Source organism: Shewanella gaetbuli (genome assembly GCF_023284065.1).
Lineage (GTDB): Bacteria > Pseudomonadota > Gammaproteobacteria > Enterobacterales > Shewanellaceae > Shewanella > Shewanella gaetbuli.
Window position 1 is genome coordinate 113,390 of sequence record NZ_JAKIKP010000005.1, and the last position, 16,392, is coordinate 129,781.

14 protein-coding genes and 1 riboswitch are annotated in these 16,392 nt (G+C 40.1%); of the genes, 6 read left to right on the top strand and 8 right to left on the bottom strand.

From position 1 onward, the window contains the following. Position 1: 1 nt before the first annotated feature. The gene (locus L2672_RS08760; protein ID WP_248995462.1) at positions 2–1,150 is read right to left on the bottom strand and encodes an efflux RND transporter periplasmic adaptor subunit; all 1,149 of its coding nucleotides are present in this window, start codon (positions 1,148–1,150) and stop codon (positions 2–4) included. Between the two features lie 798 nt (positions 1,151–1,948). On the opposite strand from L2672_RS08760, the gene L2672_RS08765 reads away from it, so the two are divergent. Then, positions 1,949–2,557: a TetR/AcrR family transcriptional regulator gene (locus tag L2672_RS08765; protein ID WP_248995463.1), complete on the top strand. Its 609-nt coding sequence runs from the start codon at positions 1,949–1,951 to the stop codon at positions 2,555–2,557. 29 nt (positions 2,558–2,586) lie between these two features. Here the strand turns inward: L2672_RS08765 and L2672_RS08770 are convergent, their stop codons facing one another. Both L2672_RS08770 and L2672_RS08775 read right to left on the bottom strand, forming a co-directional pair. Next, positions 2,587–3,276, bottom strand: coding sequence for a DNA-3-methyladenine glycosylase I (locus L2672_RS08770; RefSeq protein WP_248995464.1), 690 nt, complete (start codon positions 3,274–3,276; stop codon positions 2,587–2,589). A gap of 92 nt (positions 3,277–3,368) precedes the next feature. Further along, complete coding sequence (locus L2672_RS08775) at positions 3,369–3,899, bottom strand: thioesterase family protein (protein ID WP_248995465.1); 531 nt, start codon at positions 3,897–3,899, stop codon at positions 3,369–3,371. Between the two features lie 188 nt (positions 3,900–4,087). Then, a riboswitch (FMN riboswitch) is annotated at positions 4,088–4,263 on the top strand. Between the two features lie 93 nt (positions 4,264–4,356). On the opposite strand from L2672_RS08775, the gene ribB reads away from it, so the two are divergent. Then, entirely contained in the window at positions 4,357–5,013 is a 657-nt protein-coding gene (gene ribB / locus L2672_RS08780; protein ID WP_248995466.1) for a 3,4-dihydroxy-2-butanone-4-phosphate synthase, read from the top strand. A gap of 83 nt (positions 5,014–5,096) precedes the next feature. On the opposite strand, the gene prlC is transcribed toward ribB, so the two are convergent. Next, positions 5,097–7,136 (bottom strand): oligopeptidase A, encoded by a 2,040-nt coding sequence (gene prlC, locus L2672_RS08785; RefSeq protein ID WP_248995467.1) that lies wholly within the window; start codon positions 7,134–7,136, stop codon positions 5,097–5,099. Positions 7,137–7,408: 272 nt separating this feature from the next. Here prlC and L2672_RS08790 point away from each other — a divergent pair, with 272 nt between their 5' ends. From L2672_RS08790 to gorA, 3 genes are all read left to right on the top strand, one after another. Further along, positions 7,409–8,155 carry a hypothetical protein gene (locus L2672_RS08790; protein ID WP_248995468.1) on the top strand — a complete coding sequence of 249 codons (747 nt, stop codon included), beginning with the start codon at positions 7,409–7,411 and terminating at the stop codon, positions 8,153–8,155. 168 nt (positions 8,156–8,323) lie between these two features. Continuing rightward, positions 8,324–8,857, top strand: coding sequence for a hypothetical protein (locus tag L2672_RS08795; protein ID WP_248995469.1), 534 nt, complete (start codon positions 8,324–8,326; stop codon positions 8,855–8,857). Positions 8,858–8,987: 130 nt separating this feature from the next. After that, on the top strand, positions 8,988–10,343 hold the full coding sequence (gorA, locus tag L2672_RS08800) for a glutathione-disulfide reductase (protein ID WP_248995470.1): 1,356 nt from the start codon (positions 8,988–8,990) through the stop codon (positions 10,341–10,343). A gap of 96 nt (positions 10,344–10,439) precedes the next feature. Here the strand turns inward: gorA and L2672_RS08805 are convergent, their stop codons facing one another. Then, positions 10,440–10,646: a helix-turn-helix domain-containing protein gene (locus L2672_RS08805; protein WP_248995471.1), complete on the bottom strand. Its 207-nt coding sequence runs from the start codon at positions 10,644–10,646 to the stop codon at positions 10,440–10,442. Positions 10,647–10,648: 2 nt separating this feature from the next. Further along, complete coding sequence (locus tag L2672_RS08810; RefSeq protein WP_248995472.1) at positions 10,649–11,161, bottom strand: DUF2975 domain-containing protein; 513 nt, start codon at positions 11,159–11,161, stop codon at positions 10,649–10,651. A 264-nt stretch (positions 11,162–11,425) separates the two neighbouring features. Between L2672_RS08810 and L2672_RS08815 the strand changes: the two genes are divergently transcribed. Further along, positions 11,426–13,396 carry a S9 family peptidase gene (locus L2672_RS08815; RefSeq protein WP_248995473.1) on the top strand — a complete coding sequence of 657 codons (1,971 nt, stop codon included), beginning with the start codon at positions 11,426–11,428 and terminating at the stop codon, positions 13,394–13,396. An 87-nt stretch (positions 13,397–13,483) separates the two neighbouring features. On the opposite strand, the gene L2672_RS08820 is transcribed toward L2672_RS08815, so the two are convergent. Continuing rightward, positions 13,484–15,100, bottom strand: coding sequence for an EAL domain-containing protein (locus L2672_RS08820; protein WP_248995474.1), 1,617 nt, complete (start codon positions 15,098–15,100; stop codon positions 13,484–13,486). Between the two features lie 33 nt (positions 15,101–15,133). Next, on the bottom strand, positions 15,134–16,315 hold the full coding sequence (locus tag L2672_RS08825; protein ID WP_248995475.1) for a BamA/TamA family outer membrane protein: 1,182 nt from the start codon (positions 16,313–16,315) through the stop codon (positions 15,134–15,136). Positions 16,316–16,392 lie beyond the last annotated feature (77 nt).

Below are 16,392 nucleotides of genomic sequence, written 5' to 3' on the forward strand. Positions count from 1 at the left end.
CCTATTTTTGTTTAGCGTCTGCAGATAATACTTGTGGTGAAACAGGTGCACCTGGACGTACTTTTTGTAGCCCTTCAACAATTAATTTGTCGCCAGGATTCAAGCCATCAGTAATACGCCACTGATTGTTAATCACTTCAGCAGTGGTAACGACTCGAGTTTCAACGTTGTTTTCTTCATTAACCACCATTGCAACCGCTTGGCCTTTGGTGTTACGAGTAATGGCACGTTGAGGCACTAAAATAGCATTTGGGTCAGTACCTGTGCTTAAGCGAGCACGTACATACATTCCAGGAAGTAATACACCGTCTGGGTTAGGGAATTCAGCACGTAAGGTGACAGAACCTGTTGCTTCATCAACGCTAACTTCAGCGAATTGTAGAAGACCTGTTTGTTCGTAAGTTGTACCGTCTTCTAAAATCAAGGTGACTTCAGCATTTTCACTTTGCTGTAATTTTCCGGCTTTTAACTTACTTTTTAAGCGAAGTAACTGCGCGCTTGATTGAGCAATATCGACGTTAATTGGGTCAAGTTGTTGAATAGTCGCTAAGGTATTGCTTTGGTTAGCGGTAACTAACGCACCTGCGGTGACAGAAGATTTACCGATACGGCCAGAAATTGGCGCTTTTACTTCAGTATATTCTAAGTTGATTTTAGCAGTGTTAATGGCAGCTTCAGCAACAGTTACTGATGCTAATGCTTCTTTATAAGCGGCTTTGGCTTCATCAAAATCTTGTACGCTGACAGCATTGGTTTTAACCAAGGTTTCATAACGCTTAGCTGTTGCTTTTGCTGATTCTAAAGCGGCATTCGCTCGTGCTAAATCTGCTTCTGCACTGACTAAAGCAGCTTTATAAGTTGCCGAGTCAATTTGATATAGCGATTGGCCTTGCTCAACTTCACTACCTTCTACAAAACTCCGTTGAGTGACAATGCCTGAGACTTGAGGACGAACTTCCGCTTCTAAAAATGACTTGCTACGACCTGGCAACTCAACTTGAATTGATTGAGGTTGAGCTTGCACAGTGATGACACCCACTGGGGTAGGGGGCTGTTGTTGTTGCGATTGCGCGCCACCATCTTGCTTGCCACAGGCTGTTAACCATAACGACGCAGAAATAACTGCGGCAATTTTCAATGCTTTATGCATGAGAGCTCCTACTCCTAAATAATCTACATACTAAACTTAGGCTAGTATGTTTTTTTGTGTTTTGTTGAATTAGTACTATTTTGCAATGTTATCCATGTTGACGATAGCCTGAATTAACATCACATTCGGTTAAATTGTAAATAAATACGTAAACTCGGTTTATTGCTATGAAGTTGTTAGCGAATATGGGTTGAGTTAACTTTTTATGATTGAATCCCGTAAACTTGTGTACTTTTCTTGTCAGAAGTTTAACTTTACCTTATATGCATTTCTATGAGTTTTTTTTGCTAAAATCTTAATCAAAACGATAATATCTATCTATATTAAATGGTTTTTGCTGGCTTTTTTAGCTAATTATTCTTGTAATACTATGTCAAATTGACTGCTTTTAGAATGACTTTGCACCAATTGTGCGTTGGTGGAGACGAACTTAATCAAAATGGTTCTCCAAATTCAGGCGTTGTAATGGTCACCTAGTACATTTTTCATTTGTGGTAGCCTTTATAAAAAGCTCATTCCAATCATGTAATACTAGATCAAATGCTCCTTTGATCACCTAGCTTGTGTATCACTTTTATAATGAATGTGCAGGTTAGTAAAAGTGGTGTTAGGTGGCATATTACTCGAGTGCTATCAAAGATAATGCTTAAACTAATAAGCAACATTGCACTAAAAATAATAACTAATGATTATGTATGTAACGCCAAAGTAAACTATATGGTGTAGTTTATTGTGTGGCCGTTGAAAAGTAAACTGATCAGTGTAAAATAATTTGTATCCGTATATGTGGTAATTATTATGAATACAGTTAAAAAAAGCGTCAGCCAGCTAAAGCGAGAAGCCATTATCGAAGCAGCAAAAAAAATGTTCAAAGAACAGGGTGTTGCTTCAACTAGCATGGATAAGTTAGCTGAGGTCGCACAAGTTTCTAAACGTACTGTATACAATCACTTTGCGACTAAAGAAGCCCTAGTGATGTATTTGTTGGGTGAATTTTGGCTTGAAGCTATTTCGTTTAACCAAGGTGTGTATGACCCTGACCAAGACTTATTGATACAGCTTAGAGAAATTATCTTAACGGAAATAGGGGTAATTAATTCGGTAGAACATATCGATATGGCACGGTTGATTATTGGCCATCTATTTTATAGTTGCGAACAAATGAGCCAAGAAATTGAAAAAATGAAGCAGCATGAAACGGCGACATTACGCTGGATTAAAGCGGCACAAGCTGACGGACGAATAACGGTGAAAGACGTGCAGCATGCTAACCAACAAATGATGCACTTGATTAAAGGGCAGGCGTTTTGGCCACAAATTATGGCTTGTGATCCATTACTTACAGAAGATGAGAAACGCCACCTTGCACACGAAACCGCAAAAATGTTTTTAAGTCGTTACCAGTAATAAAGCTGTTTAGCCGTTATTGCATGGCTTTATAGGCGATTATCACCCACACCTAATGAAATAATGCGGCTTATCTCTGCTAACGTTAGTCCAGACTCTTGTTGCCAATGATTAAATGCCGCTTGAGTTTGGTTTAACCCCGTTTTAGAGGTGAAGCCCGCATCAACCACTTTGTGCGCTTTTAGATAGGCTTGTACATCTTGGCTGAGTAAAAAGGTATCTTTGCCAATAGTTCGAAGAAAATACGGCCCGGTATTGCCACCTAAGCGCGCACCTTGTTTTTTGAGTAATTGCCACAAGCCAATAATGTCGTTAACAGGCCAGTCAGCAATTAATTTGGCAAAACCGTTATGTTTGGCTGATAAGGTTTGCACCATGTAAGCATTATCGACAATGGCTTGGGTTTTCTTTTGATGACGAATCAATGTTGCATCAGTGGCGCGTTGTTGAATTTGTTCAGGTGAAAGCATAAGCACTTTGTGTGGTTCAAAGTCAAAGAAGGCTTTTTCATAAGCAGGCCATTTATGTTCGACAACCTTCCATACAAAACCACTTTGAAAAACTCGCTTTGACATCACAGAAAGCAACTCTGCATCACTATACTGAGTAATTTCTTGCGCAGATAAGGTATCTGGAAGTAAGGCTTCAACGGCTTCTAAGCCACCTTTCCGTTCACAGGCTCGAGACAAAATGTCGGCAAATTTTTCAAGCTTAGCCACACAAATTCCTTAATTACATTGGTTGAGGTTAGCACCATACTTATACGGGGTAAGTTTGGGTTAGATCAAATGGTGCGTCAATATGGCATACATTACATATTGCGCTCTTTTTTGAGTTGTAAAAATTGTTTCCATTTGACGATTTCTGGCGGTAATTCAGGTGTGTCACCGTGATAACCCGCTTCTTTTACTAAGGTGGCAATGGGAACTTGCTTACCTTTACAAACAAAAACCCCGCGTACATGCACGATACAATGTAACCCTCTTGCCGTGGTAAATCGCTGCTCTATATAGAAATACTTTTCATCCCAACCGACGACTTTGGTTTCAATTTCAAATTTTTCAAAAGGTTTAATGTCTCTGATATAAGTGAATTCAGATGCATTAACAATGGGCATCCATTTCATTTTAAGAAACTTTTTCATTAATCCCATATCGGCAATCATATAGGTTCGTGCTAAGTCCATAAACGCTGGATATCGAGAATTAGTCATGTGCATATTAATGTCACAATCTAACGGCAACACTCGATAATCAATTTTACTGCTATCGAGAAACCCAATACCTTTACAGTGACGAATTCGCCATAAAAATAACCAAACTAACCTAAAATACAAATTCATTAATGACGACTCCTTTATATTAGCGCATCAGGCTAACAAAGGTCTGACCAGCTATCAAGTAATGGATTAATATATTTATTATTACTTTTTACAAATAAAAAAGTGGCGTTAATGGCGGCGGTTTGCCAAGGCTGTTGTTATTGATATTCATCGGCCAGCAGTTTAGTATGCACCTGCTGAAATTCAGCATTAATTCTCAGGGCGGGGCGAAATTCCCCACCGGCGGTAAACTTAATAAGTAAGCCCGCGAGCGCTCGATTTTTCGAGGTCAGCAGATCTGGTGACTTAGTGTGGTAATTAACCTATTGCCCATTGACTAATAGTCCAGAGCCGACGGTTAAAGTCCGGATGAAAGAGAATAGAAAACCATCAGTCACTTGTTACTGGTGCATTTGCTATGGCCGTTACATAAGCCACTTTCCAAAGCCCTGATTCTGGTATTTTTTAGGAGTAAACCATGGATCAGTTATCATTACTTGCGCCTTTTGGCGACCCAATCGAACGTGTAGAAAAAGCCTTAACCGCCTTAAAGCAAGGCCACGGTGTTTTGTTGCTTGACGATGAAGATCGTGAGAACGAAGGCGATATTATTTATTCTGCGCAACACCTTACCTCACAACAAATGGCATTAATGATCCGCGAATGCAGCGGAATTGTTTGCTTATGTTTAACCGATGCTCAAGCGACTAAGTTAGCATTGCCGCCAATGGTTGCCGACAACAATAGCGCTAATCAAACCGCCTTTACTGTTTCTATTGAAGCAAAAGAAGGCGTGACCACAGGCGTGTCGGCAGCAGATCGTGTGACTACCATTAAAACCGCTATTGCGACTGACGCAAAACCTAGTGATTTAGCAAGACCGGGTCATGTGTTTCCGCTTCGTGCCCGTGCCGGTGGAGTATTATCTCGCCGTGGCCACACTGAGGGAACCGTTGATTTAATGCAAATGGCTGGTTTAGCCCCCGCAGGTGTGCTGTGTGAGTTAACCAACGAAGACGGCACAATGGCTAAAACGCCAGAAATTATCGCCTTTGGTTTAAAGCACAATATGCCGGTGTTAACCATTGAAGATATGGTGTTGTATCGCCAACAGCATGACTTGAAGTTGGCTTAAGTTATTCACTTATGTGAGATTAACGACGCCAAAATAACATAAAAAAGCCGACATGATTGTCGGCTTTTTTATTGGAGTGTGTTTTACGCGGCAATACCGCTATGACGTAATAATGCATCAATGTTGGGCTCGCGACCCATAAAGCGTTTGAACAGTGTCATTGGCTCTTCACTGCCGCCCATTTCAAGTACATTATTGAGGAAACTTTTACCTGTTTCAGGGTTAAAGATACCTTCGTCTTCAAAACGAGAAAACGCATCAGCTGAAAGCACTTCGGCCCATTTATAGCTGTAATATCCTGCGGCATAACCTCCAGCAAATATGTGGGCAAAGCCATGTTGGAAACGGTTAAAACTTGGTGGAGTTAATACAGCAATTTGGCTGCGCACTTCATCTAAAATGCCTTGTACATTAGCGCCTTTCGCTGGGTCAAACTCGTGGTGCATTCTAAAGTCGAATAATGAGAACTCGAGTTGACGCAACATCATCATGCCTGACTGGAAGTTTTTAGCTGCTAGCATCTTATCTAATAGTGCTTTAGGTAAAGGCTCGCCTGTTTCAAAGTGACCTGAAATTTCGGCTAAGGCCTCTTCTTGCCAACACCAGTTTTCCATAAATTGGCTCGGTAACTCTACCGCATCCCAAGGTACGCCATTGATACCCGATACACCGCCAACGTCTACTTTTGTTAGCATATGATGAATACCATGACCAAATTCATGGAATAAGGTAGTGACTTCATCATGGGTAAATAATGCCGGTTTACCGTCAACAGGGCTGTTGAAGTTACAAGTTAAATAAGCCACTGGCTTTTGTAACCCATTAGAGGTGACACGACGGCCGCGACAATCGTCCATCCAGGCGCCACCTCGCTTACCTGTGCGAGCGTATAAATCTAAATAGAAACTTCCTCTATGAGTGTTTTCAGCATCATAAATATGGAAGAAGCGTACGTCTTTGTGCCATGTGTCGAAGTCTTTTTCTTCTTTAATATTAAGACCAAATAGCTTATTTACCGTGAAAAATAGTCCTGAAAGCACTTTATCTTCTGGGAAGTAAGGACGCAGAATTTCTTGTGAAATCTCATACTTATGCTGTTGCAGCTTTTCAGCGTAATAGCTTAAGTCCCATGATGCCATTTCTTCAACGTTATAGTGCTGTTTGGCAAAGGCTTTTAACTCGGCAAGTTCAGTTTCAGCTTGTTTTTTAGAGCGTTGGCCTAACTCATTTAAAAAGCCCAGTACTTGTTCTGGTGACTCAGCCATTTTGGTGGCTAAAGATTTATGGGCATAACTTTCAAACCCGAGTAAGTTTGCCAATTCATGACGTAAGGCAACAATTTCATTCATGTTTTCACTATTATCAAACTCGCCAGCATTCGGGCCTTGGTCTGATGCTCGAGTCACAAAAGCGCGGTAGCATTCTTCACGCAGCTCGCGTTTGTCACTGTAAGTCATTACCGGCAAGTAAGATGGAAAATCTAAGGTAAATAGCCAACCTTGTTGTTCAGTGGCTTCCGCCATCGCTTTAGCCGCTGCAACAGCTGAATCAGGTAACCCCACTAAATCAGCTTCATCAGTGATTAATTTAGTCCAGGCTTGAGTAGCATCTAATAATTGATTGGAGAAGTTGCTGGTGAGTTCTGATAAACGTTTAACAATTTCGCCATAACGGCCTTTTTGGGCGTCATCTAAGCCAATACCTGATAGTTCAAAATCACGTAGGCTTTGCTCAATTAACATTTTCTGGGCTTGGGTTAATGAAGCAAACTCGGCTGACTGATGAATTGATTTATACGCTTCATATAAGCCCTGATGTTGACCAACAAAAGTGCCATAGTCAGATAATAATGGCAGACAAGCGTCATGAGCTTCACGCCACTCATCATTGCTGACAACTGAGTTCATATGAGAAACCGGCGACCAAATTTTGCTGAGTTCATCGTCAACTTCTTCTAGAGGGGCTATGAGGTTGTCCCATGAATACTGGCTGTTTGCCGCAAGGAGATCTTCTATCGTTTGGCGACACTTATCAATAGCTTGCTCTACTGCAGGCTTAATATGTTCAGGCTTGATGTGTGAAAAAAGCGGGAGTTCGGTGCCTTGTTGCAAAGGGTTGCTCATGTTGTTTCCTCGAAGAATAAGCGTATCTATTCTTTATGAGGGCAAAGTGTTAAAAATTCAAGTCACAACACCTCAACGTTTACCGGGTAAGAGGGCATCAACAACTCTAAATTTATCGAAAAAAGTGATGTGTTTTGCGAAAAACAATGACAAATAATTTGTTTTTACAATTATTGATAACCAGATCTCAAATGCAACTCATTATCATTACTCTTTACGGCTTTGTTGCTAATATGCTGCCATATTTAATGAATAACTAGAGTCAGCTCATTATGCAAAAGTTGGTCACGAAATTAACTTACAATTATATAGGGTTACTTTGTATCTTAGGAGGTAGTGGCTTACTCTCTTTTACAGCACAGGCGCAATCTGAAATAGATTTTTCACTCGATTTAGCTTGGGATAGCCAATATATCTCTGAAGGGCGGAACAATTTAGATGACGGTGGTATTGCTTGGGCAATGGCCAGCATCAATCAAGACAATCTGATCATTTATGCTGTGTTGGGCCGAGGCGATCAAAGTCATTATATAGAATGGAATTTTGGCGTTGAATACGCAGTTAATTTTGCTGAGAACTTTGAAGCTACCTTTGGTTATCAGCGACTGGAGTTTTATGGTGCTGAAAGAGCATCTGATAATGAATTATTCAGCACTCTGACTTATAGCGGTGTTGAATGGTTAATTCCTGCAATCAGTTATACCTATTCTACAGAAGCGGCAGGTTATTTTATAGAAGTCAGTTTACATAGCCCTTGGGAAATTACCGACACATTTACTGTGACACCTTATGTACTACAAGGGTTTGATTTTAATTATGTTACTGAAGAACACAATGGTGCGAATCACTTTCAATTTGGTCTAGAGCTGGGTTATCAATTTACTGACAATATTTATGCTATGGCGCATGTTAATCATTCTATTGCGCTGGATGATATAAAACAGCAAGCAAAAAACGAGCAATTTGAAGATGATTTAGACCAAACCTATGCGGGTGTATTTATCAATTGGCAGTTTTAATATCTTATTATCAGTTGTTTACACTTTAAGGGCCGCAATTAGCCCATTTTATGTATAGATAAACCTAAGCGAAAGGCTATTGCCAGTTCTACATAAATGTTAAAACACTAGAGTACAAAAAGATGGCACAACAGGATGGTTGTGCTTTTTCAATGGTAAGGAAGCAATATGTTTAATTACTCATATTTTGCCATTTCTGGCGTAACGCTACTGTTAACTAGCTTGGTCTTTTCTACTGTATTTGCGACAGATGATTGGTCTTCACTCACACGTTCTCAAGCTAATAAAAAAGCTTCAAACTCTTCTGGGCAAGATAATCATCAACGTCAATCTAGCCAACTTGGGCATGACGAAGTGTTGGATGATCAGGGAAACCCTATTGCAATTAGAACACCTGCAATGGCATTGGAATATCAAGCCAATGAAGCGGCTGTGATTATTAAACCTCAACGCAAGCCGTATAAAGCTAAATCTCTGAAGTCGACTAAAAACATCAGCAAAAATAAGCTTGCAGATGACCCAAGTTGTCGCTGGTTGCATCAGCGTACTAGGCACTTGCTAAGTCAACTCAGAGATAATCAAAGGCACCAAACACATGTTGAAGAAGAGCTTTCTGCCAGAATGTCAGAGTGGAAATGCCTCAAATGTGATACAGATGGACCGTCTCAGGGCGATCATGACAGATGCCAATATAAGCGTTAAATAATGATGTTTTTATCATTGTTCAAAATCCGTTGCGGTCGGCCAACATTTCGCCATCAAAGGCTTTTCTCCTCTAGTATCCGATAAGATTCATCCCTACAATGGTTGCATTCAATGAAGGGAGAAGATCATGGCTCAACATTTTGACTATATCGCACTGGGTGCGGGAAGTGGCGGCATTGCCTCAGCAAACCGTGCCGCAATGCGCGGTGCAAAAGTATTAGTAATTGAAGCTCAGCACGTTGGTGGCACGTGTGTCAACGTGGGTTGTGTTCCTAAAAAAGTCATGTGGTATGGTGCTCATATTGCTGAATCAATGAACCTTTACGCTAAAGACTATGGTTTTGATGTCACGGTAAATAAGTTCGACTGGAACACCTTAGTTGACAGTCGTGAAGCTTACATTGGCCGTATTCATGATGCTTATGGTCGCGGTTTTGCCAACAACAAAGTGACCTTAGTGAATGGCTACGGTAAGTTTGTTAATAGCAACACGATTGAGGTGAATGGCGAGCAATATACCGCGGAGCATATTTTAATTGCAACCGGTGGTTCTCCAACTATTCCTAATATACCGGGGGCTGAATATGGCATCGACTCAAATGGCTTCTTTGCCTTGCGTGAGCAACCAAAACGCGTAGCCGTTGTAGGTGCGGGTTATATTGCGGTTGAATTGGCGGGCGTATTACATGGGCTAGGCAGTGAAACACATTTATTAGTCCGCAAGCATGCACCACTGCGTAATTTTGACCCAATTCTCACTGACGCATTAGTGGAAGCAATGGCAACAGACGGGCCAACATTGCACACACATAGTACGCCCAAACAAGTGGTTAAAAATGCCGATGGCAGTTTAACGCTTGAGCTTGAAAACGGTAATAGCCTTGAAGTTGATACAGTAATTTGGGCCATTGGACGCTCACCTGCTACAGGTAATATTGGCCTTGAAAATACCGATGTTCAGCTAGATGAAAAAGGCTATGTGATCACCGATGAACAGCAAAATACCACCGCAAAAGGTATTTACTGTGTAGGTGATATTATGAAAGGAGGTGTAGAACTCACTCCCGTTGCAGTTAAAGCCGGACGTTTATTGTCAGAACGCTTATTTGGCAATATGCCTGACGCAAAAATGGATTATTCACTCATTCCTACGGTGGTATTCAGCCATCCTGCAATTGGCACCATGGGCTTAACTGAACCAGAAGCCATTGAGCAATATGGTGAAGATAAGGTAAAAGTCTATACCTCAACATTTACCTCTATGTACACGGCAGTAACGGCACATCGTCAAGCTTGTAAAATGAAACTAGTTTGTGCTGGTGATGATGAGGTGGTTGTGGGTATTCATGGCATTGGCTTTGGCATGGACGAAATATTACAAGGCTTTGGCGTAGCAATGAAAATGGGCGCCACTAAAGCGCAGTTTGATGCTGTTGTCGCGATTCACCCTACAGGGGCTGAAGAGTTTGTTACCATGAGGTAGTTAGATAAGCTATTGATTAAAGGCCAGATTATTCTGGCCTTTTTTATCGGTATTTTTTATTAGGCTTCTTTTTAGGTTTTTGGGCTAGGTTGATAGCTATTGAGGGCGGTGCTCTAAAATATCGCCGGGCTGGCAGTCTAAATAAGTACAAATTTTAGCAAGGGTATCAAACCTTACTCCTTTGACTTTTCCTCTTTTTAATAAGGATAAATTAGCCTCTGTAATGCCAATTGCACTGGCCAGCTCTTTTGAGCTGACTTTTCGTTTTGCCATCATGACGTCTAAATTAACAATTATTTCCATGGCTAAATAAACTCTTTATTTTCATCTTCAACGTCTTTGGCCGTTTTAAGTAAATGGGCAATGAGCAACAATAATAACATGGTGAGTATGTTGCTAAAATCTATCAATATCTCTATGTGATCACCCGTTGCAAAAAAGTCTTTGTGGTAGGTTTTAATTGCATAATCTGTCATTACTCCAAGAATGATGCTTGCTGCATTTGTCCAAACTAACCATAGATAACAGTTAAGACTATCCTTGCTAAAAAAATGACCCGACTGAAATATTCCAAGTAATTTTTGTAGCCAGAAAGTCAACAACAGCATACATATTATGCTGGGTGAAATAATAAACCAAAGCGCGGTGTTGTTGGTGTTTGGGTGATTCCATAAATCGCTAAACAGAGCTTGTTGGACAAAACGAATTTCATTATGAGCAAAATAATAATAACCCCAATAGCCTAATACGAGCATGGCGGTCAGTATGCTTGCCCACCTTAAATAGCCACAAAGTTGACTCAACTGTTTTCTATTCACTTTCATCCCCTCTATTTAACGCCTGTTAATCTATAAATTGATATTAGCACACATGGCATTAAAGCAAAACAATATAAAATTATCGTTTTACAATAATTAAATGTTGTGTAACTATGTTTATAAGTTAGGTTGAAAAATGACCTGCAAGTGATGGAACAGTGAGGCTTTATGATGTATTTACAGAAAAAAATAAGCTTATTTACCTTGAACAGTGTTTTTGTCTTGTTGCTGATGGGATGCAGTCAGGTGACTTCACAGGACTCGGTGCCGACTCCAATTAAGATTAATGAACCACTTAATCAAGCTCCTCTTATTGAGATGGAGAAGTTTTTTGATGTAGATAAGGTATCAAGTGTTCAAAGTTCATTTGATGGCAAGTGGCTTGCATTTCGTAAAGAGTATCTAGGCGTTAATAATATTTATTTACTTAAGGCTGGCGCCCCTATAGAACAGGCGGTTGCGGTAACAACTTTTGCCGACCCCGTACTGAGTTTTATTTGGTCTAATAATGATAACCGCTTGTTTTTTAGTCAAGACAAAGGGGGCAATGAACAGTATCAAATTTTTCAGTTAAGCCTATTTAATCAAGCAAATGAATTGCAACCACAGGTGGTGCAATTAACCCACAACCCTAATGTTAAATACCGTTTGAAAGGTCAGGCTAGTGCGAACCCCGAGTTATTGAATATTAAGGCGAATCATGATGAACCATCGCGTTCTGACTTTTATAATTTAAATTTAAAAACAGGTGAATTACAGTTAGTACATAAAAATACTCAAGCATTTACCGATGCAATTTTTAATGAAAACGGGCAATTAGTGTTAGGTGTCAGTGCCCCGCTTGATAATACTGAGAGCCTATTTGCCTATATTGATGGTCAATGGGAACTGATGCAGCAATCTGAGCCTAATTCGACCATTGATATTCTGAACTATAACAGCAAAAAACAATTGGCCTATATCAGCTCGAATGCGCAAGGGCGTGATAAAACGGCATTATTGGCCTTGAGTCTTCGAGATAAAACCATTACTGAAGTTCATGCTGACCCTGAAGATGAAGCTAATATTTATAATGTAAAATTTAATCAACAAGGTGAACCTATTGCAGTATCTTATTATGGAGGACGATTAAGAACTTATCCGCTTTCAGCAGAGTTTGCTAAACCGTGGCAACAAATCCAGTCAATATTTGGTGAAGAGGTTGAAGTACATATAAAAGAGACTAATCAACAATCAGGTTTATGGCACTTAACGGTGGCCAGTGATGTTGAAAGTACCCGTCATTACCAATTTAATACCCAAACCGGTGAGGCGAAACTGCTGCTAAAAATCGCCCCTAAAATATCAGCAGATCGTTTATCAAAAAGACACGTTGCACATTACCAAGCCCGAGATGGTGTGATAATTCAGGCTTATTTAACCTTACCAAAGCAGCAGCAAAGTAACTTGCCAACAATCATCTTGCCTCATGGTGGGCCATGGGCAAGAGACTATTGGACGTTAGATTCAGGCTACTTTAATAGTGTTGCGCAGTTTTTAGCTAACCGAGGGTATGCGGTATTACAACCTAACTTTCGTGCATCAACGGGCTTTGGCAAGCAATTTATTAAGCTGGCTAATAAGAACTGGGGCACAGGTTCTATGCAGCACGATTTAACGGATGGCGTTGAATACTTGATTAGACAAGGTATCGCAGACCCAAAACGCTTGGGTATTATGGGGGGCTCATACGGTGGGTATGCTGCATTGGCTGGCGCAACATTTACTCCTGATTTATATAAAGCGGTGATTTCATATGTTGGGCCATCTAGCCTTATTAGTTTAATGGAGTCTTTCCCGCCTTATTGGCGCCCGTATATGGGAGACTGGATTGACGGTGTTGGAGATATTGAAATTCCGGAGCAACGATCTGATATTGAAGCACGCTCACCGATTAATTATGTCGATAGAATTAAAGCACCGGTATTATTGGTTCAAGGTGCAAATGACCCTCGAGTACCACAACAAGAATCAGACAATATGGCTAAAAAGATGCACAGCCAGTCGTTACCAGTAGAGTATATTTTGGCAAAAGATGAAGGCCATGGTTTTGTAAAGCGAGATAACAAGTTGGCATATATTGTGGCTATGGAGCGTTTTTTTGCTAAACACTTAGGGGGAAGACAAAGCACTAATGTTGATGAGAAAATAGTGGCGCATCTTAAGTCATTACAAGTCGATATTAATAATCTATAACGTCAACTATCACCTGATTGCTTGTCTTATTTTGAGCAAGCAAATGGGTGAATTTTAACGGTCAGTAAGCCTTAACAGATTAAAGGCTTACTTTATTTTTATCGGCTTTATTTTAAATCGTTTTGAAAAAATGCGTTTTTTGGTCACCCGTTTTTTGGTAACAGGTTTTTTTGTTGTGGTGTTAGCTGATTGCAATGCGGCGATAAACTCTTCGCTTGATAGGGGTTTGTAAAAATAATATCCCTGAATGATGTTAACCCCTTTAGCTTGCAAGTATTCGACCTGCTCAAGGCTTTCAACTCCTTCAGCAATTATTTCCAGTTTAGAGGCTTTTGCATAAGCGATAATGGCATCAATGGTATTCACGTTGAAGCTATCTTTAGCGCCTATAGAGTCGATAAACATCTTGTCAATTTTTAATGATGAAATACCTAACTTTTCAATATAACTAAAGCCGCCATAACCGGTACCAGCATCATCAAGCTTTGATGAAATTCCTAAGTCATAAAAAAATTCTAATTGGCTGCGAGTGAGATCAAGTTCTTTTATGGGCTTTCTTTCTGTAATCTCCATGGCAATTTGGTTACCAAACAACGCTTTTTTATCAATGATATGAGACTTCATTTGCTTATAAAATTTAGCTGAAAATAGGTGGTCTGGAACGATATTTATACTAAAGAAAATCTTATCTTTGAGGTGTTCAATCTTTTTAATATCAGAAAATACATGCTCTAACATGCAATCAGTCATGGGTAAAATAAGATTACTTTCTTCAGCATAAGGAATAAATTTATAGGGTGGAATTAAATTACCCTCATCATTATTCCATCTCATTAATATTTCACAGCCAATAATTTTATTCGTTTCAGAGTTAACAATAGGCTGATAATAAGGAATAAACTGTTTCCGTTTGATGGCTCTTAATATATTGGTCCTAAAAGAGGCGTGTCCGGTACTGTAGTTGTGTAGCATGACACTGAAAATTGACGCAAGAAAAAGGCTGATGAGGAGTTGTGCGGTCATATCTAAATTCAGATATTCATTGAGAAACTCTTGATTACCTTTAATGATAAATTCAAGGTTAAGTGTGCCATTAGCTAGCATGGCTGTTTCTGCTATCATTTCTTTGCCGGTAAATTCACCGGATTCATACTTGATCACAGGCTCAGTGATAATGTTGATTTGATAGCTATAACAGTTTTCACAATTAATGGGTAAATACGACTTTACGTTTAGTTCAGTTAAACTGGCTGAATAGGTGAATTGCCCTAAATAGCGTCTAATCGACAATTCTTCACGGCCTTTGAGATCAGGATTTGAAATGGTCAGAGAAAAATTTGGGCGATCTTTTAAAAGATGGTGAATCATGAAAAAGCCAGGGCGTTCTACATGCATTGATTGGCAACGAATGAATATATCTTCGGTGATACCAAGCCATCTTAAGCTGTTGGTATCGTAGACAATTTGGCGAAGTTCTGCAATTCTATCCGTGTCACATTCAAAGCCCGCTTCTACGGGCTCTAACGAGGAGAGGGTATCAATGGTGGTGTTAATATTCAGTAATAGCTTGTCCATTAAAATGGTGGCATCACGATTCAATAGAAAGTGAGCAAGGTAGTTATCTGCCTTGCCTACCAGCCAAAATGAACTAGTGAACATAAATAAAAAAAGTAGAGCCACTTTTCTATTTATACGAAATCCCATTTCTCATTGTCCTTATCCTTTTGAGTTATTCGGTTAAAAACCTATACCAGTTTGAAAGTATATTGCACTATCGTCACCGCTAAAGGCAATATCCACTCCCATTTGTAACCCATAACGTCTAGCAATGCTATACCTGAAGCCTACGCCATAAGCATCTATTGTATCAGTGCTTTTATCTTGGCTGGCAAATGCATCTTCAGATGTGCGACCAACCCCATAAAAGCCAGAAACCGTCCAACGGTTATCAATGTGATACATCAGCTGAGTTTGAGCTGCAATCACGTTATCCCCTTGGTAACGATACGCCGCCACACCTCTTAAGTTAACATAAGGTTTAAGTGTCGGTGGTAAACCTGTGGTATCAGAATTAAAGTATTGGTAGTCACCTGCAAAAGCCCAGGTCCATTTTTTGTTCAGCGGCACATAGACTTCACCACTCAGGGTTGCGGTATCATAATTATAGTCACTGCCAAAGCTATCACGAAACGCCATATATTCTGCTTCTACAATAAACCCTTTATTGGGGAAGAAAATATTATTCCTAGTGTCGTACTCTGCATTAATACCTAACCCAGACATGGCTGATTCAGAGCCAATTAAAGTGGATAATAGTTTATCGATAACCGGGTTAGATGAAGATACGGTTGATTGACTGTATTGCTGTTTTATACCTAAAAACAGTTTGGTATCAGCCACACGAAATTGCAACTTTTGCATTTCGAGTAACCCCTGAGTTGTGGTGTCGAAACTCAGGGCTCTATTTGGAGGCAGCAATCCGCCTAAATCATTATAAATTTCGAGTTCAGCATTACCGTATGCCAATAGACCGATATAACGAATTCGGTCTTGTAAAAATGAATGTCTATGCGCACCAAAACCAAACCAAGTACCATTTTCAGTTCCACCGCCACCCACGATGGTGATAGCCGGTGTAATAAGTGATGCTCCACCGTCTAAACTTTCCATGGCTAGTTGTTTTCTGTGTTGCTTTTCTGCTTCAGATTCATGCAAAAATACTCCAGCAACACCACCACCAACGCCTAAAGCAGGTTCAGTTAACAGTATTGGTACGGGTAAAAATCCATAGGCGTTTTCGGCTAAGTAATCACCCATGTCAAATTTGCCATCAATGGGGTCGGTAAACGAGGTTGCGTTAACTTGGCATACAATTAAAACAGGCAGTGCTGCCAGTAAATACTTACAAAAACGATTCATATTGAGTCAATGCCTACTTTAATGCTGTCAGATTTAAATATGGGGTGAAAATGATGGCCAAGCCAATATTTGGTTTA

What these genes read in the sequence shown, in the direction of transcription:
- L2672_RS08760 (WP_248995462.1), bottom strand. Translation starts at nt 1,150, where the DNA reads ATGCATAAAGCATTGAAAATTGCCGCAGTTATTTCTGCGTCGTTATGG.
- L2672_RS08765 (WP_248995463.1), top strand. Translation starts at nt 1,949, where the DNA reads ATGAATACAGTTAAAAAAAGCGTCAGCCAGCTAAAGCGAGAAGCCATT.
- L2672_RS08775 (WP_248995465.1), bottom strand. Translation starts at nt 3,899, where the DNA reads ATGAATTTGTATTTTAGGTTAGTTTGGTTATTTTTATGGCGAATTCGT.
- ribB (WP_248995466.1), top strand. Translation starts at nt 4,357, where the DNA reads ATGGATCAGTTATCATTACTTGCGCCTTTTGGCGACCCAATCGAACGT.
- prlC (WP_248995467.1), bottom strand. Translation starts at nt 7,136, where the DNA reads ATGAGCAACCCTTTGCAACAAGGCACCGAACTCCCGCTTTTTTCACAC.
- L2672_RS08790 (WP_248995468.1), top strand. Translation starts at nt 7,409, where the DNA reads ATGCAAAAGTTGGTCACGAAATTAACTTACAATTATATAGGGTTACTT.
- L2672_RS08795 (WP_248995469.1), top strand. Translation starts at nt 8,324, where the DNA reads ATGTTTAATTACTCATATTTTGCCATTTCTGGCGTAACGCTACTGTTA.
- gorA (WP_248995470.1), top strand. Translation starts at nt 8,988, where the DNA reads ATGGCTCAACATTTTGACTATATCGCACTGGGTGCGGGAAGTGGCGGC.
- L2672_RS08805 (WP_248995471.1), bottom strand. Translation starts at nt 10,646, where the DNA reads ATGGAAATAATTGTTAATTTAGACGTCATGATGGCAAAACGAAAAGTC.
- L2672_RS08820 (WP_248995474.1), bottom strand. Translation starts at nt 15,100, where the DNA reads ATGGGATTTCGTATAAATAGAAAAGTGGCTCTACTTTTTTTATTTATG.
- L2672_RS08825 (WP_248995475.1), bottom strand. Translation starts at nt 16,315, where the DNA reads ATGAATCGTTTTTGTAAGTATTTACTGGCAGCACTGCCTGTTTTAATT.